This window comes from Streptomyces sp. NPDC008163 (genome assembly GCF_042956885.1).
Taxonomy (GTDB): domain Bacteria; phylum Actinomycetota; class Actinomycetes; order Streptomycetales; family Streptomycetaceae; genus Streptomyces; species Streptomyces drozdowiczii_A.
The window spans coordinates 374,544-400,358 of record NZ_JBIBHG010000004.1; the positions used below are offsets into that span (position 1 = coordinate 374,544).

20 protein-coding genes are annotated in these 25,815 nt (G+C 73.5%); 9 read left to right on the plus strand and 11 right to left on the minus strand.

The features are described 5' to 3' along the window. Window positions 1-11 precede the first annotated feature (11 nt). A complete protein-coding gene (locus ACFZAT_RS12135) occupies window positions 12-1,127 on the plus strand; it encodes a cobalt-precorrin-5B (C(1))-methyltransferase (protein WP_391263360.1) in 1,116 nt (371 codons plus the stop codon). Between the two features lie 16 nt (window positions 1,128-1,143). Here ACFZAT_RS12135 and cobM read toward each other — a convergent pair whose 3' ends face one another. After that, window positions 1,144-1,893, minus strand: coding sequence for a precorrin-4 C(11)-methyltransferase (cobM, locus tag ACFZAT_RS12140; RefSeq protein WP_164399711.1), 750 nt, complete (start codon window positions 1,891-1,893; stop codon window positions 1,144-1,146). Then, window positions 1,890-3,155 (minus strand): precorrin-6y C5,15-methyltransferase (decarboxylating) subunit CbiE, encoded by a 1,266-nt coding sequence (gene cbiE / locus ACFZAT_RS12145; RefSeq protein WP_391263362.1) that lies wholly within the window; start codon window positions 3,153-3,155, stop codon window positions 1,890-1,892. Before cbiE ends, cobM begins: the two co-directional genes overlap by 4 nt. A 175-nt stretch (window positions 3,156-3,330) precedes the next feature. On the opposite strand from cbiE, the gene modA reads away from it, so the two are divergent. Beyond that, complete coding sequence (gene modA / locus ACFZAT_RS12150; RefSeq protein WP_391263364.1) at window positions 3,331-4,140, plus strand: molybdate ABC transporter substrate-binding protein; 810 nt, start codon at window positions 3,331-3,333, stop codon at window positions 4,138-4,140. 18 nt (window positions 4,141-4,158) lie between these two features. After that, complete coding sequence (locus ACFZAT_RS12155) at window positions 4,159-6,069, plus strand: ABC transporter permease (protein ID WP_391263366.1); 1,911 nt, start codon at window positions 4,159-4,161, stop codon at window positions 6,067-6,069. Between the two features lie 3 nt (window positions 6,070-6,072). Here the strand turns inward: ACFZAT_RS12155 and ACFZAT_RS12160 are convergent, their stop codons facing one another. The 7 genes from ACFZAT_RS12160 to ACFZAT_RS12190 all read right to left on the minus strand — a co-directional run bounded on the left by ACFZAT_RS12160 (window position 6,073) and on the right by ACFZAT_RS12190 (window position 16,767). After that, window positions 6,073-10,128, minus strand: a complete 4,056-nt coding sequence (locus ACFZAT_RS12160) for a molybdopterin-dependent oxidoreductase (RefSeq protein ID WP_391263368.1) — start codon at window positions 10,126-10,128, stop codon at window positions 6,073-6,075. A 134-nt stretch (window positions 10,129-10,262) separates the two neighbouring features. Continuing rightward, window positions 10,263-10,616: a monovalent cation/H(+) antiporter subunit G gene (gene mnhG / locus ACFZAT_RS12165; protein WP_391263370.1), complete on the minus strand. Its 354-nt coding sequence runs from the start codon at window positions 10,614-10,616 to the stop codon at window positions 10,263-10,265. Then, on the minus strand, window positions 10,613-10,948 hold the full coding sequence (locus tag ACFZAT_RS12170) for a monovalent cation/H+ antiporter complex subunit F (RefSeq protein WP_391263372.1): 336 nt from the start codon (window positions 10,946-10,948) through the stop codon (window positions 10,613-10,615). The genes mnhG and ACFZAT_RS12170 overlap by 4 nt, the downstream gene beginning before the upstream one ends. Beyond that, a complete protein-coding gene (locus ACFZAT_RS12175) occupies window positions 10,945-11,589 on the minus strand; it encodes a Na+/H+ antiporter subunit E (RefSeq protein ID WP_391263374.1) in 645 nt (214 codons plus the stop codon). The genes ACFZAT_RS12170 and ACFZAT_RS12175 overlap by 4 nt, the downstream gene beginning before the upstream one ends. Continuing rightward, window positions 11,586-13,241 (minus strand): Na+/H+ antiporter subunit D, encoded by a 1,656-nt coding sequence (locus ACFZAT_RS12180; protein WP_391263376.1) that lies wholly within the window; start codon window positions 13,239-13,241, stop codon window positions 11,586-11,588. Before ACFZAT_RS12180 ends, ACFZAT_RS12175 begins: the two co-directional genes overlap by 4 nt. Beyond that, the gene (locus tag ACFZAT_RS12185; RefSeq protein WP_391263377.1) at window positions 13,238-13,861 is read right to left on the minus strand and encodes a Na(+)/H(+) antiporter subunit C; all 624 of its coding nucleotides are present in this window, start codon (window positions 13,859-13,861) and stop codon (window positions 13,238-13,240) included. Before ACFZAT_RS12185 ends, ACFZAT_RS12180 begins: the two co-directional genes overlap by 4 nt. Then, window positions 13,858-16,767, minus strand: a complete 2,910-nt coding sequence (locus ACFZAT_RS12190; RefSeq protein WP_391263378.1) for a Na+/H+ antiporter subunit A — start codon at window positions 16,765-16,767, stop codon at window positions 13,858-13,860. Before ACFZAT_RS12190 ends, ACFZAT_RS12185 begins: the two co-directional genes overlap by 4 nt. A 337-nt stretch (window positions 16,768-17,104) precedes the next feature. Here ACFZAT_RS12190 and ACFZAT_RS12195 point away from each other — a divergent pair, with 337 nt between their 5' ends. Genes ACFZAT_RS12195 through ACFZAT_RS12215 form a run of 5 tightly spaced genes read left to right on the plus strand, consistent with a single transcriptional unit; the run spans window position 17,105 to window position 22,442 of the window. Further along, a complete protein-coding gene (locus ACFZAT_RS12195) occupies window positions 17,105-19,840 on the plus strand; it encodes a nitrate- and nitrite sensing domain-containing protein (protein WP_391263380.1) in 2,736 nt (911 codons plus the stop codon). Beyond that, window positions 19,837-20,274: a roadblock/LC7 domain-containing protein gene (locus tag ACFZAT_RS12200; protein ID WP_073966227.1), complete on the plus strand. Its 438-nt coding sequence runs from the start codon at window positions 19,837-19,839 to the stop codon at window positions 20,272-20,274. Before ACFZAT_RS12195 ends, ACFZAT_RS12200 begins: the two co-directional genes overlap by 4 nt. Continuing rightward, window positions 20,271-20,693: a DUF742 domain-containing protein gene (locus ACFZAT_RS12205; RefSeq protein ID WP_391263382.1), complete on the plus strand. Its 423-nt coding sequence runs from the start codon at window positions 20,271-20,273 to the stop codon at window positions 20,691-20,693. The genes ACFZAT_RS12200 and ACFZAT_RS12205 overlap by 4 nt, the downstream gene beginning before the upstream one ends. A 6-nt stretch (window positions 20,694-20,699) precedes the next feature. Then, entirely contained in the window at window positions 20,700-21,269 is a 570-nt protein-coding gene (locus ACFZAT_RS12210; RefSeq protein ID WP_391263384.1) for an ATP/GTP-binding protein, read from the plus strand. A 39-nt stretch (window positions 21,270-21,308) separates the two neighbouring features. Next, window positions 21,309-22,442: an FAD-dependent monooxygenase gene (locus ACFZAT_RS12215; protein WP_391263386.1), complete on the plus strand. Its 1,134-nt coding sequence runs from the start codon at window positions 21,309-21,311 to the stop codon at window positions 22,440-22,442. 64 nt (window positions 22,443-22,506) lie between these two features. Here ACFZAT_RS12215 and ACFZAT_RS12220 read toward each other — a convergent pair whose 3' ends face one another. Further along, the gene (locus ACFZAT_RS12220; RefSeq protein WP_391263388.1) at window positions 22,507-22,908 is read right to left on the minus strand and encodes a Rid family hydrolase; all 402 of its coding nucleotides are present in this window, start codon (window positions 22,906-22,908) and stop codon (window positions 22,507-22,509) included. Then, the gene (locus tag ACFZAT_RS12225) at window positions 22,905-24,032 is read right to left on the minus strand and encodes an acyl-CoA dehydrogenase family protein (RefSeq protein WP_391263390.1); all 1,128 of its coding nucleotides are present in this window, start codon (window positions 24,030-24,032) and stop codon (window positions 22,905-22,907) included. Before ACFZAT_RS12225 ends, ACFZAT_RS12220 begins: the two co-directional genes overlap by 4 nt. 129 nt (window positions 24,033-24,161) lie before the next feature. On the opposite strand from ACFZAT_RS12225, the gene ACFZAT_RS12230 reads away from it, so the two are divergent. After that, window positions 24,162-25,814: an AMP-binding protein gene (locus tag ACFZAT_RS12230; protein WP_391263392.1), complete on the plus strand. Its 1,653-nt coding sequence runs from the start codon at window positions 24,162-24,164 to the stop codon at window positions 25,812-25,814. Window position 25,815 lies beyond the last annotated feature (1 nt).

Consider the following 25,815-nt stretch of genomic DNA (forward strand, 5'->3'; position numbering starts at 1 on the left):
AGGGACCATCCATGAGTGAGGCGAAAGGCGGGCGCGGCGCCCAACTCAAGCACACCGGTCTGCGGCCGGGCTGGACGACCGGGGCGTGTGCCACGGCCGCCGCGACGGCCGCTTACACGGCGCTGCTGAGCGGGGACTTCCCGGACCCGGTGACCATCACCCTGCCCAGGGGCCAGACCCCGGCGTTCGCGCTCGCCGTGGAGGAGCTGGGCGACGGGCGGGCGACGGCGGGCGTGGTGAAGGACGCGGGTGACGACCCCGATGTGACGCACGGCGCCCTGGTGCGGGTGGGCGTGCGGGCGCTGCCGCCGGGCTCGGGGGTGGTGTTCCGGGCCGGACCCGGCGTCGGCACGGTGACGCTGCCGGGGCTGCCGCTGGACGTCGGCGAACCCGCGGTGAACCCGGTGCCGCGCCGGATGATCCGGGACCACATCGCGCGGGTCGCGGCGGCGCACGGCGGGTCCGGGGACGTCGAGGTGACGGTCGGCGTGGACCACGGCGAGGAGATCGCCCGCTCCACCTGGAACCCGCGCCTGGGCATCCTGGGCGGGCTCTCGGTCCTCGGCACGACGGGGGTGGTGGTGCCGTACTCCTGCTCGGCGTGGATCGACTCGATCCGGCGCGGGGTGGACGTGGCGCGCGCGGCCGGGCACACCCATGTCGCCGGGTGTACGGGGTCCACCTCGGAGAAGACGGTGGTCGCCGAGTACGGGCTGCCGGAGATCGCGCTGCTGGACATGGGCGACTTCGCGGGCGCGGTGCTGAAGTACGTACGCCGCCACCCGGTGGACCGGCTCACGATCTGCGGCGGGTTCGCCAAGCTGTCGAAGCTCGCCGCCGGCCATCTGGACCTCCACTCGGGCCGCTCCCAGGTCGACAAGGCGTACCTGGCGGAGCTGGCCCGGCGCGGCGGTGCCGACGAGGCCCTGGCCGCCGGGATCGCCGTCGCCAACACCGGTCTCGCCGCACTGCAGTTGTGCCAGGCGCAGGGGGTGCCGCTGGGTGATCTGGTGGCCGTGGCGGCGCGGGACGAGGCACTGTCGGTGCTGCGGGGCGCGCCGGTGGCCGTGGACGTGATCTGCGTCGACCGGGCGGGGACCGTGGTGGGGCGCAGCTCCGTACGCTGACCCGCCCGGACACCCCCTAGCAGGTGTGGCGGTCGCGGGCCGGTGAGTAGAGGTGGCTGTCGTGGAACTGCTCGGCGCCCAGGGTGCGGCCGACCATGATGACGGCCGTACGGATGACTCCCGCGGCCTTCACCTGTGCGGCGATGTCGTCCAGGGTGCCGCGCAGGACGAGTTCGTCGGGGCGTGAGGCCATCGCGACGACGGCGGCCGGGCAGTCCGCCCCGTAGTGCGGCAGGAGTTCCTCGACGACGCGGTCCACGTAACGGGCCGCGAGGTGCAGGACGATCAGGGCGCCGCTGCGGCCGAGCGTCGCCAGGTCCTCGCCCTCGGGCATGGCGGTGGCGCGCTGGGCGATCCTGGTCAGGATGACGGTCTGGCCCACGGTCGGCACGGTCAGCTCGCGCTTGAGGGCGGCGGCCGCGGCCGCGAACGCGGGCACGCCCGGGACCACTTCGTACGGCACGCCCGCCTCGTCCAGGCGGCGCATCTGCTCATTGACCGCGCTGAACACCGAGGGGTCGCCGGAGTGCAGCCGCGCCACGTCGTGGCCGGCCCGGTGCGCGGCGACCAGCTCGGCGGTGATCGCGTCGATGTCGAGCTGCGCGGTGTCCACCAGACGGGCGTCGTCCGGGCACTCGGCCAGGAGTTCGCGGGGCACCAGGCTGCCCGCGTACAGGCACACCCGGCAGGCGGCGAGCGTGCGCGCGCCGCGCACCGTGATCAGGTCGGCGGCGCCGGGGCCCGCACCGATGAAGTACACGGTCATCTGTCGTCTCCTGAGGGTTGTGCGGGGTCCGTGGTGGGCTTGCGTACGGACCACTGGGTGACGGGCATGGCCTGGCGCCAGCCGGTGAACGTGCCGACCGGCACCGCGTGCGAGACGGCGAGGCGGGTCAGCTCCCCACCGTGCGCCTTGTGCCGGTCGGCGAGCAGCGCCTCGGACTCCAGGGTCACCGTGTTGGCGACCAGCCGGCCGCCGGGCGGGAGCGCGGCGAGGCAGGTGTCGAGGAGGCCCGGTGCGGTGAGGCCGCCGCCGATGAACACCGCGTCCGGAGCGGGCAGTCGGTCCAGGCAGTCGGGGGCGCGGCCGGTGACGACGCGGAGGCCGGGCACGCCGAGCCGGTCGGCGTTCTCCGCGATGCGCGCCGCGCGCACGGGGTCGCGTTCGACGGTGACGGCCCGGCAGGAGGGGTGGACGCGCATCCACTCGATCGCGATGGAGCCGGAGCCGCCGCCGATGTCCCAGAGGAGTTCGCCGGGGGCGGGGGCGAGCACGCCGAGCGTGGCGGCGCGGACGTGACGTTTCGTCAACTGGCCGTCGTGCGCGTACGCCTCGTCCGGCAGGCCCGGTACGGCGCCGAGGCGCAGCGCCCCGGGCACCCTGCGGCACTCCACGGCGACGATGTTGAGCGGGTCCCCCGCCGGGTGGTCCCAGGCGTCCGCCGTGCCCTCGGCGCACGCCTCGTCCTCGCCGCCGAGCTGTTCCAGGACCCGCATGCGGCTGGGCCCGAAGCCGTGGTCGCGCAGGAGTGCGGCGACCGTGGCCGGGGTGGTGGCGTCGGCGCTGAGGACGAGGATCCGGCGCCCTTCGTGGAGGGCGGCGGCCAGCCGGGCGGCCGGGCGGCCGACGAGGGTGACGACCTCGGTGTCCTCCAGCGGCCAGCCGACGCGGGCGCAGGCGTAGGAGACGGACGAGGGGTGCGGCAGGACGTGCAGCCGGTCCGGGCCCAGGACCTCGGTGAGCGCGCGGCCGATCCCGTAGAACATGGGGTCGCCGCTGGCCAGGACGGCGATGCGGCTCCCCGCGTGCGCGGCGAGCAGGCCGGGGACGGCGGGGCGCAGGGGCGAGGGCCAGGGGACGCGGGTGCCCGCGCACCGGGGCGGCAGGAGGGCGAGTTGGCGCTCGGCGCCGATGAGGACCTGGGCGTCGGCCAGGGCCGCGCGCGCCGGTCCGGTGAGCCCGGCCCATCCGTCGGCTCCGATCCCGGCCACGGTGACTGCGGGCGGGCGGGGGTGCTCGGGGGTCACGGACGGTACCTCGGGTCTCGGGGGCTGGCGCACCCGCACTCTACTGGCCGCCCGGGGGCGGCCCCGAGGCGGCTAGGAGCTTCCTCCAGGGAGCACCGCAGCTGCCATGTGTTTTCCCATGGAAAGCTGTAAATGCGATGTGATCACCCATAGTCTTTGGCACATGCTGCTCTCCATGACCTCTGCTTCCACTCAGCGCGCCGCCGCGGCCCTCGTCGTCGTGGGCCTGCTCACGCCCCTCACCGCGTGCGGCAGCGACGACGACACGAAGGACGCGGCCACCGGCTCCAGCGCCTCCGCGTCCGCCTCCGGCGCGCCCGCCGCCGATCTGACCGTCCTCGCCGCCGCCTCCCTCACCGATGTGTTCAAGGAGGCGGGTGCGGCGTACGAGAAGGAGCACCCGGGCACGAAGGTGACGTTCTCCTTCGCCGGGTCCCAGGAGCTGGCCGCGCAGGTCAAGCAGGGCGCTCCCGCCGACGCGCTGGTCACCGCCGACACGAAGACGATGGACGGCCTGAGGTCGGACACCGGCACGCCCACGGTCATCGCGAAGAACCGCCTGGTCATCGCGACCGGCAAGGGCAACCCGGAGAAGGTCGGGAACCTCAAGGACCTGGCCGACACCAAGCTGAAGGTCGTCCTCGCCGCGCCCGAGGTGCCGGTGGGCCGCTACAGCAAGCAGATCCTGGACGCCCGGAAGATCACCGTGAAGCCGGTCTCGCAGGAGGCCAACGTGCGCGCGGTGCTCAGCAAGGTGCAGCTGGGCGAGGCGGACGCCGGGCTCGTGTACAAGACGGACGTCTCCGCCGCCGCGGGCAAGGTCGACTCGGTCGACATCCCGGACGAGCAGAACGCGGTCGCCTCGTACCCGGCGGCGACCCTGAAGAGCAGCAAGCACAGCGCGGCGGCCGAGGCGTTCGTAAAGTGGCTGTCCTCGCCCGAGGCACGGAAGATCCTGACCGGCGCGGGCTTCCAGCAGCCGTAGCGTGGACAAGGAACACCGATGAACCGACCCCGCGGCCGCGCGCCGGTCGTGCTGGCCCTCCCCGCGCTCCTGGCGGTCGCGTTCCTGCTGCTGCCGCTGGCCGGCATCCTGGCCCGCACCTCCTGGGGCGAGCTGGGCACCCACCTCACCAGCGAGGGCACCACCCAGGCGCTGACGCTGTCGCTGATCGTCTCCGGCTGGGCGCTGCTCCTCTCCCTCGTCCTGGGGGTGCCGCTGGCCTGGCTGCTGGCCCGGGTCGACTTCCCGGGCAAGGTCCTCGTCCGCTCGCTGGTGCTGCTGCCGATGGTGCTGCCGCCCACGGTCGGCGGTGTGGCGCTGCTCCTCGGCTTCGGCCGCCGGGGGCTGCTGGGGCCGTGGCTGGAGGACTGGTTCGGCATCACACTGCCCTTCCACACCTCGGGCGCGGTGCTCGCGGCGACCTTCGTCGCCATGCCGTTCCTGGTGATCAGCCTGGAGGGCGCGCTGGGCGGGCTGCGCCCCCGTTACGAGGAGACCGCGGCCTCCCTGGGGGCTTCGCCGGTACGGGTGTTCTTCACGGTCACCCTGCCGATGGTGGCACCCGGTCTTGCCGCGGGGGCGGCGCTGACCTGGGCGCGGGCGCTCGGTGAGTTCGGGGCGACCATCACCTTCGCGGGCAATCTCCCCGGCACCACCCAGACCCTGCCCCTCCAGGTCTACCTGCTACTCCAGGACAGCCCGGAGGCCGCGACCTCGGTGTCGCTGCTGCTGCTGGTCATCGCCATGGTGGTACTGCTGGCGCTGCGGGGGCGGTGGACGGGGACGCCGCAGGCGCGTACGCGGACGCGGGAGGTCATCGACGAGGAGCCCGGGACGACCGTCGCTTCGGGGGACGCTCCCCGGGTCGTACGGGAGGACTGGCCGCTGCACGCCGAGGTCACCGGCTTCAACGAGCTGACCCTCGACGCGGAGGCCGGGACCACCATCGCCGTCGTCGGCCCCAACGGCGCCGGCAAGACGACCCTGCTGCGCGCCCTGCTCGGCCTCACCCCGCGCGCCCACGCCCGGCTCCTGCTGGGCGACACCGATGTCACCGCCCTGCCCGCCCACCGCCGGGGGGTCGCCTGGGTCCCGCAGGACGGCGCGCTGTTCCCGCACCTGAGCGCCCTCGCCAACACCGCCTACGGGCTGCGCGCGAAGGGCGTACCGCGCGCCGAGGCCCGGCGCAGCGCGCAGGAGTGGCTGGACCGGCTCGGGGTCGGGCATCTGGCCTCCCGGAAGCCCGCCCAGGTCTCCGGCGGCCAGGCGCAGCGCGTCGCGCTGGCCCGCGCGCTGGCCGCCCGTCCGCGCCTGCTGCTGCTCGACGAACCGCTCGCCGCGCTCGACCAGACGACCCGGTCCCAGGTCCGGCACACCCTGCGCCGTCACCTCGACGGGTTCGGCGGCGTCTGCCTCATCGTCACGCACGACCCGGTGGAGGCCGTCGCGCTCGCCGACCGGGTCCTCGTCCTGGAGGACGGCCGCACGCTCCAGGACGCCCCGCCCGCCGACGTCACCCGGCACCCGCGCTCCCCCTGGGTCGCCCGGATGCTCGGCCGCAACGCCTGGCCCGGCACCGCCACCGGCGACGGCCTGGAGCCCTCGGACGGCGGTCGTCTCGTCGCGGCCGACCCGCTGCCGGCCGGGGCACCGGCGCTCGCGGTCATCGCGCCCGAAGCCGTCTCCGTACACCGGGAGAAGCCGGCCGGGAGCCCGCGCAACGTGTGGCCGGGGACGGTGCGCGAGATCACGGCGGGCGGCAGCCGGCTCCGGGTGCTGGTGGAGTCGGACCAGGCACCGGACCTGGTCGCCGAGATCACCCCGCAGGCGGCGGCCGAGCTGTCCCTCGCGGACGGGGCGCGGGTGTGGACCAGCGTCAAGGCCACCGAAGTGACGCTCGTGGCGCTCTGAACCTCAGTAGACGTCCCGCACGTACCGCTTGTCGGCGGCGAGCTGCTTCACGTACAGCGCGGCGGCCTCCGGGTCGAGCCCTCCGTGGGCGACGGCGATGTCGCGCAGCGCCCGGTCGACGTCCTTCGCCATCCGGGCCGCGTCGCCGCACACATAGAAGTGGGCGCCGTCGCGCAGCCAGGACCACAGCTTGGCGCCGTGCTCGCGCATCCGGTCCTGTACGTAGACCTTGGCGCGCTGGTCCCGGGAGAAGGCGGTGTCCAGGCGGGTGAGGGTGCCGTCGGCGAGGAAGGACGTCAGCTCCTCCTCGTAGAAGAAGTCGGTGGCCCGGTGCTGCTCCCCGAAGAACAGCCAGTTGGGGCCAGGGTCGCGGCGGGCGCGGCGCTCCTCCAGGAAGCCGATGAAGGGGGCGACGCCGGTCCCGGGACCGACCATGACCATCGGTGCGTCGGGGCGGGACGGGGGCCGGAAGTGCGGGGCGCGGCGGACGAACACCGGGACGCGGGTGTCGGGTTCGGCGTCCGCGAGGAAGGGCGAGCAGACCCCGGCGCGGGGGCGGCCGTGGGTGTTCTCGTAGCGGACGACCGAGACCGTCAGGGAGAGGCGGTCGGGGTCGGTGAGCGGGCTCGACGATATCGAGTACAGGCGGGGCTGGAGGGGTTTGAGGAGCCCGGCCCACTCCTCGGGGGTGGCCTTGACCGGGTATGCGGCGAGGACGTCGACCGCCTGGCGGCCCCAGGACCAGCGGGCCAGCTCGCCCTTGTTGTCGGGCCGCAGCATCTTCTTCAGCTCCCGGTCGCCGGTGCGTTCGGTGACGAAGCCGAGCAGGGCGGGGGTGAGGCGGGTGATGTCCAGCCGGGTGCGGAGCGCGTCGCCGAGCCGGAGGCCGCCGAGTCCGGAGAGCTCGATCCCGGCGTCGGCGTCGAGGCCGGTGACGGAGAGCCATTCGGCCACCAGGTCCGGGTGGTTGGCGGCGTGGACACCGAGCGCGTCCCCGGCTGCGTACTCCAGGGCGGACCCGGTGCCGCTGGTGTCGAAGGTGAAGCGGCGGACCTCCTTGCCGGAACCGGGCAGCCCGAGCAGCCGGTTGCCGGCCAGCCGGGCGGTGACGGGCGCGGGCTTCGGGGTGCGGACCGGGGCGGCCGCGGGCGGGGGCGCGGGGGCCGCTTCGGCGGGCGGGGCGGTGAGCCCGGCGAGGACCTGGTCGAGCCAGCTCAGCGCCGACGGTTCGTAGTCGGGTTCGCAGTCGGTACGCGGGGCGAGGCGGACGGCCCCCAGCTCGTCCAGGCGCCGGTCGAGCCGCCGCCCGTGTCCGCAGAAGTCGTCGTAGGAGGAGTCACCGAAGGCCAGTACGGCGTACCGCCGGCCGTCCAGGGGCGGGAGGTCGGCGGCGGTCAGGGCCTCCCAGAAGCCGGAGCCGTTGTCGGGCGCGTCGCCGTCCCCGAAGGTGCTGGTGATCAGGAGGAGGTCGGCGGCGGGCGGCAGGGCGCGCGGGTCCGCCTGGTCCATGCCGAGGAGCCGGGTGCGGTGGCCCGTGGCGGTGAGCCGGTCGGCGGTGGCGACGGCGAACTCCTCGGCGTTGCCGGTCTGCGAGGCCCACAGCACGACGACTTCGCGGCCGGGGGCCCCGGTGGCGGCGGGGACGGGCGCGGGGGCTTCGGCGGGCGGCCCGGTGCGCGAGTACATCCCGGCCAGGACGCCGTTGACCCAGCGGGCGTGCTCGGCGCTGAAGGGGGCGCCGGGCGGGAGGACGGGGACGCCGGGGGCGCCGAGGGGCAGCCCGGCGAGGAAGCCGACGAGGTACTGGCGCTCGTGCTCCGCGAGGACCGGGGGCGGGGTGGTCTCCAGGCCGAAGACGGCGGCGGTTTCGGGCTCGGCCGGTGCGGGGAGCGGCACGGGCGCCGCCGCCACCTTCGTCAGCGTCACCGCGCACACCTTGAACTCCGGCTGGTAGGAGACCGGGTCCACCGCGTCGGCGGTCACCGCGTTGACGCTGAGGTATTCGCCGAACAGGTCGTTCCAGTGGAAGGGCGCGAAGCAGCAGCCCGGGGCCACCCGGTCGGTGACCACGGCGGGCAGCACGGCCCGCCCGCGCCGGGACTCGACCTCCACCGAGTCGCCCTCCGCGAGCCCGAGGCGGGCCGCGTCCTCGGGGTGCACCTCCACGAACGGTCCGGGGTTGAGCCGGTTGAGCTTGGCGACCTTGCCGGTCTTGGTGAGGGTGTGCCACTGGTGCTGGACCCGGCCGGTGTTGAGCAGGAAGGGGTAGTCGTCATCCGGCATCTCCGCCGCCGGGATGTGGGGGCGGCCGAAGAAGCGGGCGCGTCCGGTCGGGGTCGGGAAGACCGGGCCGCCGCCGTCCGGGGCGAGATAGCGGACGGGGTTGCGGTCTGGCCCGTCGGCGGTGGGCGCGGGCCACTGGACGGGGGCGGTGCGCAGTCGTTCGTACGTCACGCCCCTCAGGTCGTAGCCGGTGCGGGGGTTCGCCGCCCGCTTGATCTCCTCGAAGACCTCCTCGGCGCTGTCGTAGGTGAAGGCGTCCTCGTACCCCATCGCGCAGGCGATACGGGCGATGATCCGCCAGTCCGCGAGGGCTTCGCCGGGCGGCTCGACGGCCGGGCGGGCGAGGGTGAGGTTGCGTTCGCTGTTGACGAGGACGCCCTCCGCCTCGCTCCACAGGGCGCCGGGCAGCACGACGTCGGCGTAGGCGTTGGTCTCGGTGTCGGCGAACACGTCCTGGGTGATGACCAGTTCGGCGGCCTCCAGGGCCTCGATGACGGTGCGGCGGTTGGCGACGGAGGCGACCGGGTTGGTGCAGATGATCCAGCACGCCTTGATGTCACCGGCCGCCATCCGCTCGAACATCTCGACCGTCCCCCGGCCGCACTCGTCCTTGCGCAGGCTGCCGGGGGCCAGGCCCCACAGTTCCTCGGTGAAGGCACGGTCCTCGTCGTCCAGGAGTGACCGCTGCCCGGGGAGCCCCGGGCCCATGTAGCCCATCTCGCGCCCGCCCATGGCGTTGGGCTGGCCGGTGAGCGAGAGGGGGCCGCTGCCGGGGCGGCAGATCGCGCCGGTAGCCAGGTGGAGGTTGAGCAGTGCGTTGGTGTTCCAGGTGCCGTGCGTGGACTGGTTGAGCCCCATGGTCCAGCAGCTCGTCCACTCCCCCGCCTCGCCGATCCACCGCGCGGCGCGGCGGATGTCCTCCTCCGGTATGCCGGTGATCGCGGCGACGGCCTCGGGCGCGTAGTCCGCGAGGAATTCCGGCATCTCCTCCCAGCCCTCGGTGTGCGCGGCGATGAACGCGGGGTCGGTGTGCCCGTTCACGTGGAGGAGGTGCAGGAGGCCGTTGAGGAGGGCCAGGTCGGTGCCGGGGCCGACGCGCAGGAAGAGGTCGGCTTTGTCGGCGGTGGCGGTGCGCCGGGGGTCCACGACGATCAGCTTGGCGCCCGCCTTGACGCGGTCCAGGAGGCGCAGGAAGAGGATCGGGTGGCAGTCGGCCATGTTGGACCCGATGACGAGGAAGACGTCCGCGCGGTCCAGGTCGTCGTAGGAGCCGGGCGGCCCGTCGGCGCCGAGCGACAGCTTGTAGCCGCTGCCCGCGCTCGCCATGCACAGCCGCGAGTTGGACTCGATCCGGTTGGTGCGGACGAACCCCTTGGCCAGCTTGTTCGCGAGGTACTGCGCCTCCAGGCTCATCTGCCCGGACACGTAGAACGCGACGGCGTCCGGTCCGTGCGTGTCGATGACCGCCCGCAGCCGCCGCGCGGTGGCCGCGACCGCCTCGTCCACGCCCACCGGCACGGGCTCCGCGCCGCGCTCCGGCCGCATGAGCGCGGTGGTCAGCCGGCCGGGCGCCGCGAGCATGTCGGCGGTGGTCGCGCCCTTGGTGCAGAGCCGCCCCGCGTTGGCGGGGTGGGCCTTGTCGCCCGACGCCTTGAGGACCGTGCGCCGCCCGTCGGGCCCGGCCGCGATGTCGAGGACCATGCCGCAGCCCACCCCGCAGTACGAGCAGACCGTACGGACCTGAGTGGCGTCGGCCGACGAGCTCTGTGGGGGCACCGGGAGACCTTCCGTGAATCGGATCGTGCCCCGACGGTAGGAAAGCGCCGTTACGCCGGTGTGGCACCGGCGGATCATGGGCGGTAACGCTCGTCGCACACCGGGCGGACCGCGGGTGTGAGAAGACCGGCCGCTCAGGTCTCCTCGGTGAGCTGTTCGTCCAGGTCGTCGAAGAGCAGTTCCGCGTGGTCGACCTGGCCCGTGCGGTACGCCGAGCGGGCGACGAGGTGGGCGGCGACCGGGCCGGTCATCAGCTGGAAGAAGCCGATCAGCGCCAGCGTCGCCAGGTCCATGCCGCTGCGCAGCCGCAGCGCCACCCCGGCGAGCACGATGAGCATGCCGAGCGCCTGCGGTTTGGTCGCGGCGTGGCTGCGGGACAGGACGTCCGGCAGCCGCAGCATGCCGATGACGCCGAGCAGGCAGATGGCGGCGCCGATGAGCACCAGCGCCGCGCCCGCCGTGTCCAGGATCTGGAGCCAGACGCTCATGGGGTTCCGCCGCCGTTCCGCTGTCCGCCGGGATGATGCGGATGGCCCGGCGGCCGGTCGCGTACGGCGATGAAGCGCGCGATGCCGACCGAGCCGGTGAAGCCGAGGAAGGCCAGGACCAGCATGATCGGGAAGTAGAAGGGGTCGCGCGCGAAGGCGGACTTGGCGCCGAGCCCGGCGATGATGAGCGCGGCGCAGACATCGAGCGCGATGGCCCGGTCGAGCATCGAGGGCCCGCGCCAGACGCGCGCGAGCAGCAGCGCGCCGGCGACGAGGATGAGGACGACGGCTGCCACGAGCAGCACCCGGTCCACGGTCTGGGGCGCGCTCATGGCCGCTCCTCCTGGTCTCCCGGCCGTGCGCCGGTGTGCGGGGTGTCCGGGGGCGGGGCGGCGACCCGCTCGATCTCGTCGCGGGTGCCGAAGGCGCGTACGGTCAGCTCCTCCAGGCGCCACACGGAGCGCCGGGCGGCTTCCAGTTCGGCCGGGTCGCCGGCGTCCAGGACGTGCAGGAAGACGGTGGCGGTGGCGCGGCGGACCTCGACCACGGAGCCGTCGGGCACGTTCGACACGGTGACGGCGGTCGCGGTGAGCATCAGGTCGGAGCGGCAGCGGAGCGGTACGGCGATGACGGCCGCCCGGCGCGGCTGCCGTCCGTGGATCTGCCGGGTGACCTTCACACCGGAGGTGTACATGTCGTACAGCAGATAGCCGGCGAGCCGCAGGATGCCCCAGGGGTGCAGCCGCAGCCCCAGGTCGACCTTGGGCAGCGGGAAGGCCAGGCAGACCACCACCGCGACCACGGCCCCGGTCAGCAGGTTCGCCCAGTTCAGGCTGGACCACAGGAGCACCCAGATGACGGTGAGCCAGGCGATCAGCGGGAGGTCGAGCACCCGCCGGTGCCGGGCGCCGAACGCGGCGCTGAACGGCGGCAGGTCCTTGTTCCGGAAGGAGAAGGTGACGATGCGTTTCACCGGCCCAGCACCTCCTGGGTGTACGGCGTGCGGGCGATGAGTTCGGTGGCGGCGCGGTCGGTGTACGAGGTGAGCGGCCCGGCGAACACGGTGAAGGCGAGGCCGAGTCCGACGGCGGCGGCGGTCGCCCAGGTCATCGGGCGGGGCAGCACGCTGGTGGTGGTGACGGCGTGGCCGTGGAGCGTGGCGGCGACGGCGAGCCCGGCCGGCTGGTGGCGGATGCGGACGCCCTCGTCGCCGGTGCCGGCCATCCGGTCGGGGCCCTCGTCGGCATCGTCGTCGTCGCTGTCGTCGTCGGACTCCAGGACCGTACCGGTGGCGGCCTGGCCCGGGGGCGCCGCCCGCCAGAAGGCGAGGTTCCAGACCTTGGCCATCACGTACAGCGTGAGCAGGCTCGTCACGGTCGCCCCGACGACGAGGATCCAGGCCCACACCCCGCCGTCGGCGACACCGGCGCGCATCAGGCCCAGCTTGCCGATGAAGCCGGACAGCGGCGGGATTCCGGCGAGGTTCATCGCGGGCACGAAGAAGAGGACGGCGAGGGCGGGGGCGGCCCGGGCGATGCCCCCGATCCGGGTGAGTTCGGTGGTGCCGGTCCGGCGTTCGATGAGCCCGGCGACCAGGAACAGCGTGGTCTGGACGGTGATGTGGTGGACGACGTAGACGATCGCGCCGCCGTACGCGTCCCGGGTGGCGAGGCCGATCCCGAAGACCATGTAGCCGATGTGGCTGATCAGGGTGAAGGAGAGCAGCCGCTTGAGGTCGGTCTGCGCCACGGCCCCCAGGATGCCGACGATCATCGAGGCGAGGGCCGCCGCCATCAGCAGGTCGCCGAGCCGGTTACCGGGGAAGAGCAGGGTCTCGGTGCGCAGCATGCAGTAGACGCCGACCTTGGTGAGCAGTCCGGCGAAGACGGCGGTGACGGGGGCGGGCGCGGTCGGGTAGGAGTCGGGCAGCCAGGCGGCGAGCGGGAAGACGGCCGCCTTGATCGCGAAGACGGTCAGCAGCATGGCCTGGATGAGGGTCTGGACGCCCAGCGGAAGCGTGCCCAGGCGCTCCGCGAGCTGGGCGAAGTTGGCGGTGCCGGTCGCCGCGTACGTCATGGCGATGGCGGTCAGGAAGAGCATCGAGGAGAACAGCGAGATGATCACGTACGTGGAGCCCGCCCGGATGCGCGGGCCGGTGCCGCCGAGCGTCAGCAGGACGAAGCTCGCGACGAGCATGATCTCGAAGCCGACGTAGAGGTTGACCAGGTCTCCGGCGAGGAAGGTGCACGAGACCCCGGCGACCAGGATCAGATACGCCGGGTGGAAGACGGCGACGGGCGTCTCCTCGTCCCGGTCCGCCATGCCCTGGCCCAGGGAGTAGACGAGGACGCACAGCGTGACGGCGGAGGAGATGGTCAGCATCAGCCCGGAGAGCCGGTCGGCGACCAGGGTGATGCCGAGCGGCGGCGCGAAGTCCCCGAGGTGCACGGAGAGCGGCCCGTCCGTGTCGGCGGCGATCATCAGGGCGATCGAGAGGCCGAGTACGGCGGTGAGCACGGCGACGCTGACGAGGCGCTGGATCTGCTTGAGCCGGGTGCCGAAGGCGAGGCTCAGGCCGGTCGCGCAGAGCGGCAGCAGCACCGGCAGCGGGACGAGGGCGTTCATCCGGTGCCTCCCGGTTTGTCGGAGTCGGGTCGTTCCCCGGCTTGCGGGTCCCCGGCGCGCTTCGCGTAGTCCTCCGGGTCCGCGCCCAGGACGTCGTGCCACAGGTCGCCGGTGGCGTCGCGGCCCCGGGCCTGGAGGGCGCGGTCGGCGCGCAGCCGGGCCCGCAGGCGGCGGCGTTCGTCGCGGTAGGCGCGGCGGGCCTCGGCGCTGCGGTCGCCGTCTTCGCGGAAGCGGGCGCGCAGTTCGTCGCGCTCGTCCAGCACTTCGGCGCGCAGCACGATACGGCGGTCCTCCAGGTCGTCGTGGACCTCGTCGGTGCCGGTGAGCTGGTGGCCGCGGTAGGCCATGGCGAGCAGGAACGCGGTGGTGGCCAGGGTGATGACGATCGCGGTGAGCGCGATGGCCTGGGGCAGCGGGTCGGTGACCCGGCCGAGGTCGACGCCGTACAGCAGCGGTTCGCGGCCGGCCCGGCCGGTGGCGGACAGGATGAACAGGTTGATGCCGTTGCCCGCGATGACCGCGCCGAGCAGGATGCGGGTCAGGGGGCGGGTCAGCATGAGGATGCCGCCGACCGCGCAGAGGACCGCCGCGGTGGCGAGGAGCGAGGCGCTGACGGTCATGGGGTGGCCTCCCCGGTCTCCGGTCCGGCCTCGCGGGCGGCGGCCTTCTCGGCGGCGGCGCGTTCGATCTGCCGGTCGATCTTGGCGCCGAGGGCCCGCACGATGTCGAGGACGACGCCGAGGACCAGCAGATAGACCCCGCAGTCGAAGATGACCGGGGTGCCGAACTCGAAGTCGCCGACGAGCGGCCAGTGGCCGTGGTACGTCCAGGCGTGCAGGACCGTTCCGTCCGAGAGGCCGATCAGGGCGACCCCGGTGGAGATGAACAGGCCGAGCCCGGTGAAGAGGCCGGGCTGCAGGGGCGCGGCCTCGGCGAGTTCGAAGCGGCCGCCCGCGAGGTAACGGGTGATCAGGGCGAGGCCCGCGACCAGGCCGCCGACGAAACCGCCGCCCGGCATGTTCTCGGCGCAGAACAGCAGGTAGACCGAGAGCACCAGGATCGGGTGGAACAGCAGCCGCGTCACCACTTCGAAGACCACGGACCGGTGCTCGGGCGCCAGCGTGGAGCCCGCCGCCAGCCAGCCGCGCTCGGGCGCACCCTCGTCGCCCTGCGGCACCCCGGTCAGCGGCTCGGCGGTCACGGACCAGGCGGTGTGCCCGCGTACCTCGGCGGGGGCGGCCGTCCCCTCGGCGCGGCGGTGCAGATAGATGAGGCTGGTGACACCGATCGCGGCGGCGGCGAGTACGGCGGACTCCCCCATGGTGTCCCAGGCGCGGAGGTCGACGAGGATGGTGGCGACGACGTCCTTGAGGCCGTGGTGCGCGGTTTCCTCGACCATGGCGGCGCCCGCCGGGGACGCGGTGCGCGCGGCGGCGGCGACCCAGACGACCACGCCGAGTGTCGCGGCGGCGGCCAGGGCGACCGGGATGCGCACGGCCCGCCGCCAGGGGCTCACCGACTCCTGGAAGTGCACCGGCATCCGCCGCAGGACCAGCACGAACACGATCATGGACACGGTTTCGACGCAGAACTGGGTGAGCGCCAGGTCCGGGCCGCCCTGGACGACGAACAGCAGCGCGGTTCCGTAACCGGTCAGTCCGGCCAGCACCACGGCCTTCATACGGCGTCTGACGGTGAGGCAGAGCAGGGCCGCCGCACAGGTCAGGGCGGCTACCGCGCCCTGGAGCGGGACGTCCCAGAGCCGGGGCGCCGAAGCCCCTTCCCAGGGCCGGTCCACGACGAACACGGAGAGCTGTCCGGCGAGCATCACCAGCAGGGTCGTCGCGAGGTACACGGAGAGGGAACCGCGCTGGACGAAGCCGGTGGCCTGGAGGGAGAGCCGTTCCAGGCCCAGGAGGAGCTGGCCGAAGACGCCGTCGGCGGTGGGCCAGGCGATGCGCCGGGACAGCCGGGCGATCCGGTCCCGCGCGGCGAAGAGGACCGCGCCGCCCAGCGTGGCGACGGCGGAGAGGAGGAGGGCGGTGCCCCAGCCGTGCCAGAGCGCGAGGTGGTACGGGTGGGCGGGGGCCGGGAAGGCGTCGGCGTAGGCGCTGAGCAGCCGGTCGGTCCAGCCGACGCCGGGGCCGAGGACGAGCCCGCAGAGGGCGAGCGCGGCGGGCGCGGCGAGGAAGGCGGGGCCGACCCGGTGCACGGGGGTGTCGGCGACCCCGGGTTTGCGGAAGAAGCCGCCCCAGATGAACCGGGCGGTGTACGCCACGGTGAGCGCAGAGCCCGCGACCGTGATGCCGAGCGCCCAGCGGTCCGCCGTGTCGCCGTGCAGCAGCGCCTCGAACGCCGACTCCTTCGCGGCGAAGCCGAGCATCGGGGGCAGGGCGGCCATGGAGAGGGCGGCGAGCACGGCGACGGCGCAGACGTGGGGCAGGGCGCGTCCGACGCCGGAGAGCTTGCGCAGGTCACGGGTGCCGGTGGCGTGGTCCACGATGCCGGTGACGAGGAAGAGCGGTGCCTTGAAGAGGGCGTGACCGAGGATCATGACGGCGGCGGCCAGGGCGGCGTCGCGGTTGCCGACGCCCGCGAGGAGGGTGAGGAAGCCGAGCTGGCTGACGGTGCCGTACGCCAGGACGATCTTCAGGTCGTTGAGCCTGAGGGCGCGCCAGCCGCCGAGGAGCATCGTCGCGGCGCCGAAGACGATCACGACGGGCCGCCAGCCGGGCACGTCGGCGAAGGCCGGGGCGAGCCGGGCGACCAGATAGACCCCGGCCTTCACCATCGCGGCGGCGTGCAGATAGGCGCTGACGGGGGTGGGCGCGGCCATGGCGTTGGGCAGCCAGAGGCTGAACGGCCAGACCGCCGACTTGGACAGGGCCCCGCACAGGATGAGCAGGACGGCGACCTGGACGGCGGTGGTCGCCGGGGGTGGGTCGGCCAGGATCGCGGAGATGCGGTACGTCCCGGTCTGCTGACCGACGATCAGGAAGCCGACCAGCATGGCGAGCCCGCCGAGCGTGGTGACGGTCAGCGCCTGGAGGGCGGAGCGTCTGCTGTGGCGCTGCTCGCTGTCGTAGCCGATGAGCAGGTACGAGAAGACGGTGGTGAGCTCCCAGAAGACGTAGAGGGAGATCAGGTCGTCGCTGAGGACGAGGGCGAGCATCGCGCCGGCGAACGCGAGGAGGTTCCCGGCGAAGCCGGCGAGCCGGGGGGTCCTGTCGCCGAAGTAGGAGGCGCAGTACAGCAGGACGAGCGTGCCGACGCCGGACGCGAGAAGCACCATGAGTTCGGCGAGCGCGTCGAGGCGCAGGTCCACGGAGACGCCGTAGTCGGGCATCCAGGCCCAGGACCAGTTCACCGATGAGCCGGAGGCGGCCGTCTCCCACCGGGTGAACGCCCAGCAGGTGGTGGCGGCGGGCGGCAGTGCGAGGACGAGGAAGGCGCGCGCGCCCAGCTGTCGCACCAGCGGGCGCGCGAAGGCCGCGAGGACGAAGTGGGCGGCGATGAGCGCGGTCATACGGCGGGGCGGCGGGGTGCGGCGGCGGGCGGCGGGGTGTGCGGGGCTACCGAACGGACAGAGAGCACTAAATACAGATATATCCCCGGCGCCACTTCACCGGTCCGACCCGCCGCACCCTGCGCGGCCGGTCAGATCGGAAGGGGCGCCACCGTTTCATGGTGATCATGTGCGTGCCAGATGTTGAACATGTGATCCCACTTCCATTTCTTTTTTGCACTGTGACTACTATCTATCCGTCCTGGTTCTCAACGGATTTGACCGACCGTGAGGTCGGTACCACGTCAAGGAGCATGCCCTGCGCACGCGCGCGTCACGGCGGAGCAGCTCGACCACAATGGCGCTGCGGACGGCCCTTCTCGTACTGGCAGTCGTCCCCGGTGTTGCCCTGGCCGCCCTCTGGGCCGTCACCAGTGGTCAGACTCTGCTCGACTTCCAGAAGCAAGCGGCTCAAGGGCAGTTGGCCCAGAAGGCCGGCCAGCCGTCCAACATCGTGTACTACAACCTCCAGGAGGAGCGGCGGCTCAGCGCCGAGGTGCTGGCCCGCAAGGGAGGCGCCACCGACGCCCTGCGCGAGCAGCGCAGGCTGACGGACAAGGCGATCACCAGCTTCCAGTCGCTGTCCGACACCGACACCGCGGACGCCCCCGGCGAGGTACGCGACGCGGTCGGCGAAGCCCGTACGGCGATCACCCAACTCCCAGCACAGCGGGCACTCGTGGACGAGGGCGACAACGACCAGCAGAAGGCCGTGTACCGCTACTACACGGACCTGATCGCCGTCGACCTGCGGCTCTTCACCGCCCTCAGCCATGTGGACAACGGCCGGATCACCACGCTCTCGCAGCCGTTGGTGGACCTGTTCTGGGCCAAGGAGATGATCTCCCGCTCGGACGCGCTGCTCGCCCGTGGCTGGATGAAGGGCAGGCTGAGCACCGCGGAGCTCCAGGAGGTCCGACAGGCCGTCTCCGCCCAGTCGTTCCAGTACACGACGAAGGTCGTCCCCTATCTCCCGGCGGACGAGAAGGCCAAGTGGCAGGAGGTCTTCGGCTCCGCCGCCTGGAAGGCCAAGACCCGGGTGGAGACCCAGGTGCTGCGCCCGGCCGGCCCGGACTCCGCCGGCTCCGTCGCCCTCGGCGCGAAGGAGGCGGACTGGCGCGGCGCGATGGACGAGCTCACGCCGCAGCTGGTCGAGCTGATGGAGGCCCGCACCGACGTGGTGGTCGCGGAGGGCAAGGACAGTGTCGTCTCCCTCCTGATCAAGGTGGTCCTGACCACGGTCGTCGGGCTCGCCGCCGTCGTCGCGGTCATCTGGTTCACCTGGCGGCTCTCCCGCAATCTGCGCCGCCGGATCAGCCGGCTCCAGGAGCGGGCCGAGGAGCTGGAGAAGGCGCTGCCCGAGGTGGTCGAACGGCTCGGCAGGGGCGAGCGCATCGATGTCGAGGCCGAGGCCCGGGCCATCGGGGACGGCGGCGATCCCGGCGCGAAGGACGAACTGTCCCAGCTCGGCCACGCGCTCGACCTGGCCCGCACCAGCGCCCTGCGCGCCGCCGTCGACCAGGCCGACCAGCACCGGGGCTTCGAGCGGCTGCTCCAGCGCATCGCCCGCCGCACTCAGCAGCTCATCGGCCAGCAGCTGAAGAAACTGGATCAGCTGGAGCACGAGCACGAGGACCCGGAACTCCTGGAGGGTCTCTTCGACCTCGACCACCTCACCGCGCGCCTGCGGCGGTACGAGGAGAACCTGGTGATCCTCGCGGGCGGCTCCCCGCACCGGCGCTGGCGCAAGCCCGTACCGCTGCTGGACGTCATGCGGTCCGCCCAGGGCGAGGTGCAGGACTACCAGCGCGTGGTGCTGGACCTGGACGGGTCCCCGTGGCTCGCGGCGCGGGCCGTGGGACCGGTCTCCCATGTGCTGGCGGAGCTGATCGAGAACGCCCTCACCTTCTCCCGGCCGCCCAGCCCCGTCGAGGTCAGGGCCGCCCAGGTGAGCCGGGGCCTGGCCGTCGAGGTCGAGGACCGCGGGCTCGGCATGGACGAGGCGCAGCTCGCGGCGGCCAACGAGCTGATGAGCCGGCCACCGCGGATGGACGTGCTGGCCCACGCCGACGACATCCGCCTCGGCCTGTACGTGATCGCGCGCCTCGCCGACCAGCACGGGCTGCGGGTGGAGTTCCGCCCTTCGGCGTACGGCGGTACCCGCGTCGTCGTGCTGGTCCCGGACGCGCTCACCGTCCCCGGCCCGCACGCCGGTCCGGTGGCCGTTCCCGCCGCCGGGGCGCAGGAGCCCGCCCGGCCCACCGCCCCGCTCCGGGACTCCGACGCGCTGCCCAGCCGGGGCCGGGGCAGGGCCCTCGCCGGGGTCACCGCCCTGCACGCGCCGGACGCGCCGGACGCACCCGAGCCCGGGCCCCCGTACGCCGGTACGGACGGGCACGCGTACGGGCAGCGGGACGACGTGTACGGAGGCGCCGCCGCCCGGCAGGACGAGGCGGCGCACCACGGCGGGTACGCGGACGCCGGGCAGCCGTACATGACCGCCGAGGGGCAGTACCCGGTCGCCCACCAGGCGTATCCGGAGCCCTCGGAGCCGTACGGCGCTCCGCGGCAGCCCTACCCGGACACCTATCTGACGGGCGAGCTGGACGCGGACGGCTTCCCGGTGTCCCTGCCCCCGCAGCCGGAACCTGCCGTGCATGCCGGGCCGCCTGCGGGGGCAGGGGCGCCCGTGCACGCCGGGCCACCCGTACACGCCGGGCCGGCCGCCCAGGCCATGCAGCCCGCGCCGGGCCGGGGGGCGGGTCTTCCCGCCGCGCCGCCCGGGGCGCCCCTCGGGGATCCGCCGTTGCCGCGCCGGGTGCGTCAGGCCAGCCTCGCCGACGAGTTGCGGGTCGACCCGGCCGCGCCGGCCGCCGCGGCCCGGCCGCAGGCCAGGGCCGAGGACCCGCCGCCCCGGACCGCCCCGCACCGCGCGGGTGCGGCGATCGGAGCCTTCCAGCGCCGGTCCCGCGCCGCCCGCGCCACCGACGAGCCGCCGACGCAGCCCGACCTCACGAGAGAAGAACGGACATGACACGCACTACCGCCACTCGCCAGGACCTCGACTGGCTCCTCGACGGTCTGGTCGACTCGGTGGCCGAGACCATCAACGCCGTCCTGCTGTCGGACGACGGGCTGGTGGTGAGCCACTCGCGCACCATCGAGCGGCCCGACGCCGAGCGCCTGGCCGCGATCTGCACCGGTCAGCAGAGTCTGGCCCGAGGTGTGGGCCAGCTCTTCGACGGCGGCGGCGTCCACCAGGTGATCGTGGAGCTGGCGGATCTGTGGCTCTTCATCATCTCGGCGGGCCAGGGCACCCACCTGGCCGTCATCGCCTCGCAGGAGGTGGACGCCGAGATCATGTCGCTCGCCATGCACAACCTCGTCCTCCAGGTCGGCCAGAAGCTCAGTACCCCGGCGCGGGACGACTTCGACGCCTTCGGCGCCGGGGACAGGCCGCGGGCGTGACCGGCCACTGGCCTTACGGGCAGGGGGACTTCGAGGACGACGGCGAGGACGCCGCGGGAACGATGGTGCGCCCGTACACCATCACCCGCGGCAGGACGGCCCCCGACCGGGACGACCTCACCCTCATCACCGTGCTCACCACCGCGCACGATCCGCGGGACGAGCACGGCGCGGCGGCCCGCCCGGGCCGGCTCCAGCCGGAGCACCGGCTGATCCTGGAGCGCTGCCGCCGGCCCGCGGCGGTCGCCGAGGTCGCCTCGGACCTCGGTCTGCCGATCTCGGTGACCAAGATCCTGCTGGCGGACCTGGTCGCCACCGGCCTCCTGGCCGCCCGGGCCCCGCTCTCGGTGGCCCGGGCGTCCGGCGGCGCCGACATGGGCGTACTGGCCGCTGTTCGCGACGGACTCCGGAGACTCTGACCCAACATGACCACCAGTCAGGCGGCGCCCGCCGCCGTCAAGATCCTGATAGCCGGCGGTTTCGGCGTCGGCAAGACCACCCTCGTGGGTGCCGTCAGCGAGGTCGCCCCGCTGCGCACCGAGGAGCTTCTGACCACGGCCAGCATCGGCGTGGACGACCTGGCCGGCGTCGGCCAGAAGGACACCACGACCGTGGCCCTGGACTTCGGCCGGATCACGGTCAGCCAGGACCTGGTCGTCTACCTGTTCGGCACACCGGGCCAGGAGCGCTTCTGGTTCATGTGGAACGACCTGGTCAACGGGGCCCTCGGCGGGGTCGTGATCGCCGACACCCGGCGGCTGGAGAGCAGCTTCGCCTCGATCGACTTCTTCGAGAGCCGGGACATCCCGTTCGTCGTCGCGATCAACTGCTTCTTCGGGCACAACACCCGCACCGCGGACGAGATCAGGGCCGCCCTGGACCTGGACCCGCATGTGCCGCTGCTGGTCGGCGACGTGCGCGAGCGGCCGTTCGGCCGGGATGTGCTGCTGGCCCTCGTGGACCACCTGATGAGCCTGCCCGTCGCGGTGGGCTGACCCTTCCCTCTCAACTTCCTCGCTCTGGAGAGATCCGACATGGCAACACCTCTGCGCGTCCTGATCCACGGCGGCGGCATCGGCGGGCTGACGCTCGCCACCGCCCTGGCCCGGCGGGGCCACACCGTCGAGGTGGCCGAGCTCCGCGACGAGCTCGACGCCCTCGGCGTCGGCATCATCCAGCCGTCCAACGCCCTGCACGTGATGCGGGAGATCGGGGTCCTCGCGGAGTGCCTGGAGGCGGGATTCGAGTGGGAGGTGCTGACCATCGCGGACCCGGCCGGCAACACCCTGGCCGAGATACCGCAGCCGCGCATGGGCGACGCCCCCTCCAACAACGGCATCCCCCGCCCCGCCCTCGCCCGGGTGCTGAACGCGGCGGCCACCTCGGCCGGTGCGAAGATCCGGTTCGGCGCGACCGTCACCGAGCTCACCGACGACGGCGGCGGCGTGGACGTCACCCTGTCCGACGGCTCGTCCGCCCGCTGGGACCTCGTCGTCGGCTTCGACGGCATCGGCTCGCCGCTGCGCACCCGGCTGTACGGGGACCGCTACGCCCCCCAGTACACCGGCTTCGCCAACTGGCGCGTCACCGTGCCCCGTCAGAAGCAGGTGCGGGGGGTCGTGATGGGCACCGCGGGCCAGGCCGCGAAGGCGCTGCTCACCCCGATCACCGAGGAGCTGATGTACCTGGGCTCGGTCTTCGCGGAGGCCGAGGACTTCCGGCCGGACCCGGAAGAGGCGCACGAGCAGCTGAAGGAGCGGCTGGCGATGTTCTCGGGGCCGGTCGCCGAGGCACTGGCCGAGGTCACCGGTCCGGATGCGGTCGTCTACTCGCGGATCTCCCAGGTGACGGTCGAGGAGCCGTGGCACGTGGGCCGGGTGGTCCTGGCCGGTGACGCGGCGCACGCGAGCACCCCGCACATCGCGCAGGGCGCGGCGATGGCCGTGGAGGACGCGCTGGTGCTCGCCGAGTCACTGGACGCCGAGGCGGACGTCGACGCGGCGCTGGACGTGTGGGAGGCCCGTCGCCGTCCGCGCGCCATGTGGGTGCAGGCGATGTCGCGCGCCGTGCTGAAGCAGGAGACGGGCGGCGAGACGACGCCGGAGGAGGACGAACTGCTGAAGATCGGCATCCCGGGCGCCGCCCATGTGCTGGTGCAGCCGTACTGAGGCAGGGCGGCACGTTACGCCCCCGCCGGGCCCGGTTTCCGGGCCCGGCGGGGGCGTTCGTCGTTCAGGGCAGGACCGCGATGCCGTCGATCTCGACCAGGGCCTGTTCGTCCCAGAGCCGGGCCGCGCCGATGACCGCCACGGCCGGGTAGTCGCGGCCCGCGATCCGGCGCCAGATCCGGCCCAGTTCCGGGGCGTGGGCCCGGTAGTCGGCGACGTCGGTGGGGTACACCGTGACCCGGGCGAGGTCCGCCGGGGAACCGCCCGCCGCGCGCAGGGCGGTGAGGAGGTTGCCGAGGGCGGTCGCGAACTGCTCGGGCAGGGTGTCGCCCACGACCTTGCCGTGCTGGTCCAGGGCGGTCTGTCCGGCCAGGAAGACGAGCCGGCCGCCGGTCGCGGTGACCGCGTGCGAGAAGCCGGAGGCGGGTGAGAGTTCGTGCGGGTTGATGCGGTGGATCGGGCTCATGCGGTCGGCTCCCGGTTCGCGTACAGCTCCTTGGCGATGATCGTGCGCTGGACCTCGCTGGCGCCCTCGTAGATGCGCGGGGCGCGTACCTCGCGGTAGAGGTGTTCGAGCAGATGGCCGCGGCGCAGGGCGCGGGCGCCGTGCAGCTGGACAGCGGTGTCCACGACGAACTGCGCGGTCTCCGTGGCGTACAGCTTCGCCATCGCAGCCCGGCGCGGCACCCCGGGCTCCCCGGCGTCGTGGGCGGCGGCGGCCGCGTAGACCAGCAGCCGGGCGGCCTCGGTGCGGGTGGCCATCTCGGCGACCTGGTGCGACACCGCCTGGAGGGCGGAGAGGGGCGCGCCGAAGGCGGTCCGGGTCGCGGTGTGCTCGACGGCGGCGTCGAGGGCGGCGCGGGCCATGCCGAGGGCGAACGCGCCGACGCTGGGGCGGAAGAGGTTCAGGGTGTCCATGGCGACCGCGAAGCCGCGGTCCGGCTCGCCGAGCAGGTCGTCGGGCGTGACGCGGACCCCGTCGAAGGCGAGGGCCCCGATCGGGTGCGGGGAGAGCATGTCCAGGGCGGTGCCGGTCAGCCCGGCGCGGTCGGCGGGGACGAGGAAAGCGGTGACGCCACGGGCCCGGGCGCCCGGCGTGGTGCGGGCGAAGACCGTGTAGAAGTCGGCCTCCGGCGCGTTGGAGATCCAGCACTTCTCGCCGGTCAGCCGCCAGCCGCCGGAGTCCGGGGCGGCGTCGAGCGCGAGGGCGCCCGCGTCGGAGCCCGCGCCGGGCTCGCTGAGCGCGAACGCGGCGACGTGGCGGCCTGCGCGGACCCCGGGCAGCCATCGTTCGCGCTGGGCGGGGGTGCCGGACCGGAGCACGGGGAAGGCGCCGAGGCCCTGGAGCGCGAGGGCGGTCTCGGCCTCGGTGCAGCCCCGGGCGAGCGATTCGCGCAGCAGGCAGAGGTCCAGGGCGCCCGAGCCGAACAGCCGGTCGAGGAGGCCGAGCTCGCCGAGGGCGGCCAGCAGCGGGCGGTTGACGTGCCCCGGCGCGCCCTCGGCGGCGAGCGGGGCGAGCCGGTCACGGGCCAGGGTGCGCAGCTCCTCGCACCAGGCGGTCTGTGCCGGATCGAGCGAGAATGCCGTCATACCGGCGCCTCTCTGGTCGAATCTGGTCGAATCTGATCGAATCGATTGCACCTGAGCATCTTTATCGCGGACCGTTGACTACCGTCACCCAAACGATACGCTCCAAGGGCGACAAGGGAGCGATGCTTCATGGACCCGAACACCATGGACCCGAAAACCTCAGCGCACATCGACGGCTTCGCCAGGGAGCATCTGCCCCCCATGGAGCAGTGGCCGGAACTGCTCTTCGACCTGCCCGAGCTGCATTACCCGGACCGGCTCAACTGCGCCACCGAGCTCCTGGACCGCACGGCCGACCGCCTCGGCCCCGACCGCCCCGCCTTCCGCACGCCGGACGGCGGGGTGCTGAGCTACGGGGAGCTGCGGGACCTCGTCGACCGGATCGCCCATGTCCTCACCTCGGACCTGGGGGTCGTCCCCGGTAACCGCGTCCTGCTGCGCGGCCCCACCACGCCCCGGCTGGCCGCCTGCTGGCTGGCGGTGCTGAAGGCGGGCGCGGTAGCCGTCACCGTACTGGCGCAGCAGCGGGCGTCCGAGCTGGCCACGATCTGCTCGATCGCCCGGGTGAGCCACGCCCTGTGCGACGCGCGGTCGGTCGAGGACCTGGCGCGGGCGGAGGTGCCCGGGCTGCGGATCACGGCGTACGGGGGTGGGGCACCGGACGACCTGCTGCGGCTGGCGGCCGCCCGGCCGGGCCCGTACCGGGCGGTGGACACGGCGTCGGACGACGTGGCGCTGATCGCGTTCACCTCGGGGACCACCGGCCGGCCCAAGGGCTGCATGCATCTGCACCGCGATGTGCTGGCCATCGCCGACACCTTCTCGCGGCACGTCCTGCGGCCCGGGCCCGACGACGTGTTCGCGGGCAGTCCGCCGCTCGGTTTCACCTTCGGGCTCGGGGGTCTGGTGGTGTTCCCGCTGCGGGTGGGCGCGTCCGCGCTGCTGCTCGAACAGGCGGGCCCGAAGCAGCTGCTGCCCGCCCTGGCGGAGCACCGGGTCTCGGTGCTGTTCACCGCGCCGACCGCGTACCGGGTGATGCTGGACCATCTCGACGGGCACGACCTGTCGGCGCTGCGCCGCTGTGTCTCGGCGGGCGAGAACCTGCCGGAGGCGACCTGGCACGCCTGGCACGAGCGGACCGGGCTGCGGATCATCAACGGCATCGGCGCGACCGAGCTGCTGCACATCTTCGTCTCGGCCGCCGACGACGCGATCCGCCCCGGCACCACGGGCGTCCCTGTCCCCGGCTGGCAGGCACGCGTGGTGGACTCCGGCGGGGTGCCGGTGCCGGACGGGGAGCCGGGCCTGCTCGCCGTGCGCGGCCCGGTCGGCTGCCGCTACCTCGCGGACGAGCGGCAGCGCGACTACGTACGGCACGGCTGGAACATCACCGGCGACACCTATGTGCGCGACGCGGACGGCTACTTCCGCTACGTGGCCCGCGCCGACGACATGATCATCTCCTCCGGGTACAACATCGCGGGCCCCGAGGTCGAGGAGGCCCTGCTGCGCCACCCGGACGTGGCGGAGGCGGCGGTGGTGGGCCAGGAGGACGAGCTGCGCGGCCGGATCGTGGCGGCGTACGTGGTGCTGCGGGAGGGCGCGGAGCTGACGGCGGACCAGCTGCGCACGTTCATGCGGGCGGAGCTGGCCCCGCACAAGTGCCCCCGCAGCATCACGTTCCTGCCGGATCTCCCCCGCACCGCCACGGGAAAACTGCAACGGTTCAGGCTCCGCGCGGGCGAACCCGGTGCGGCCGGGCCCGCGCCGGACCGAGAATGAT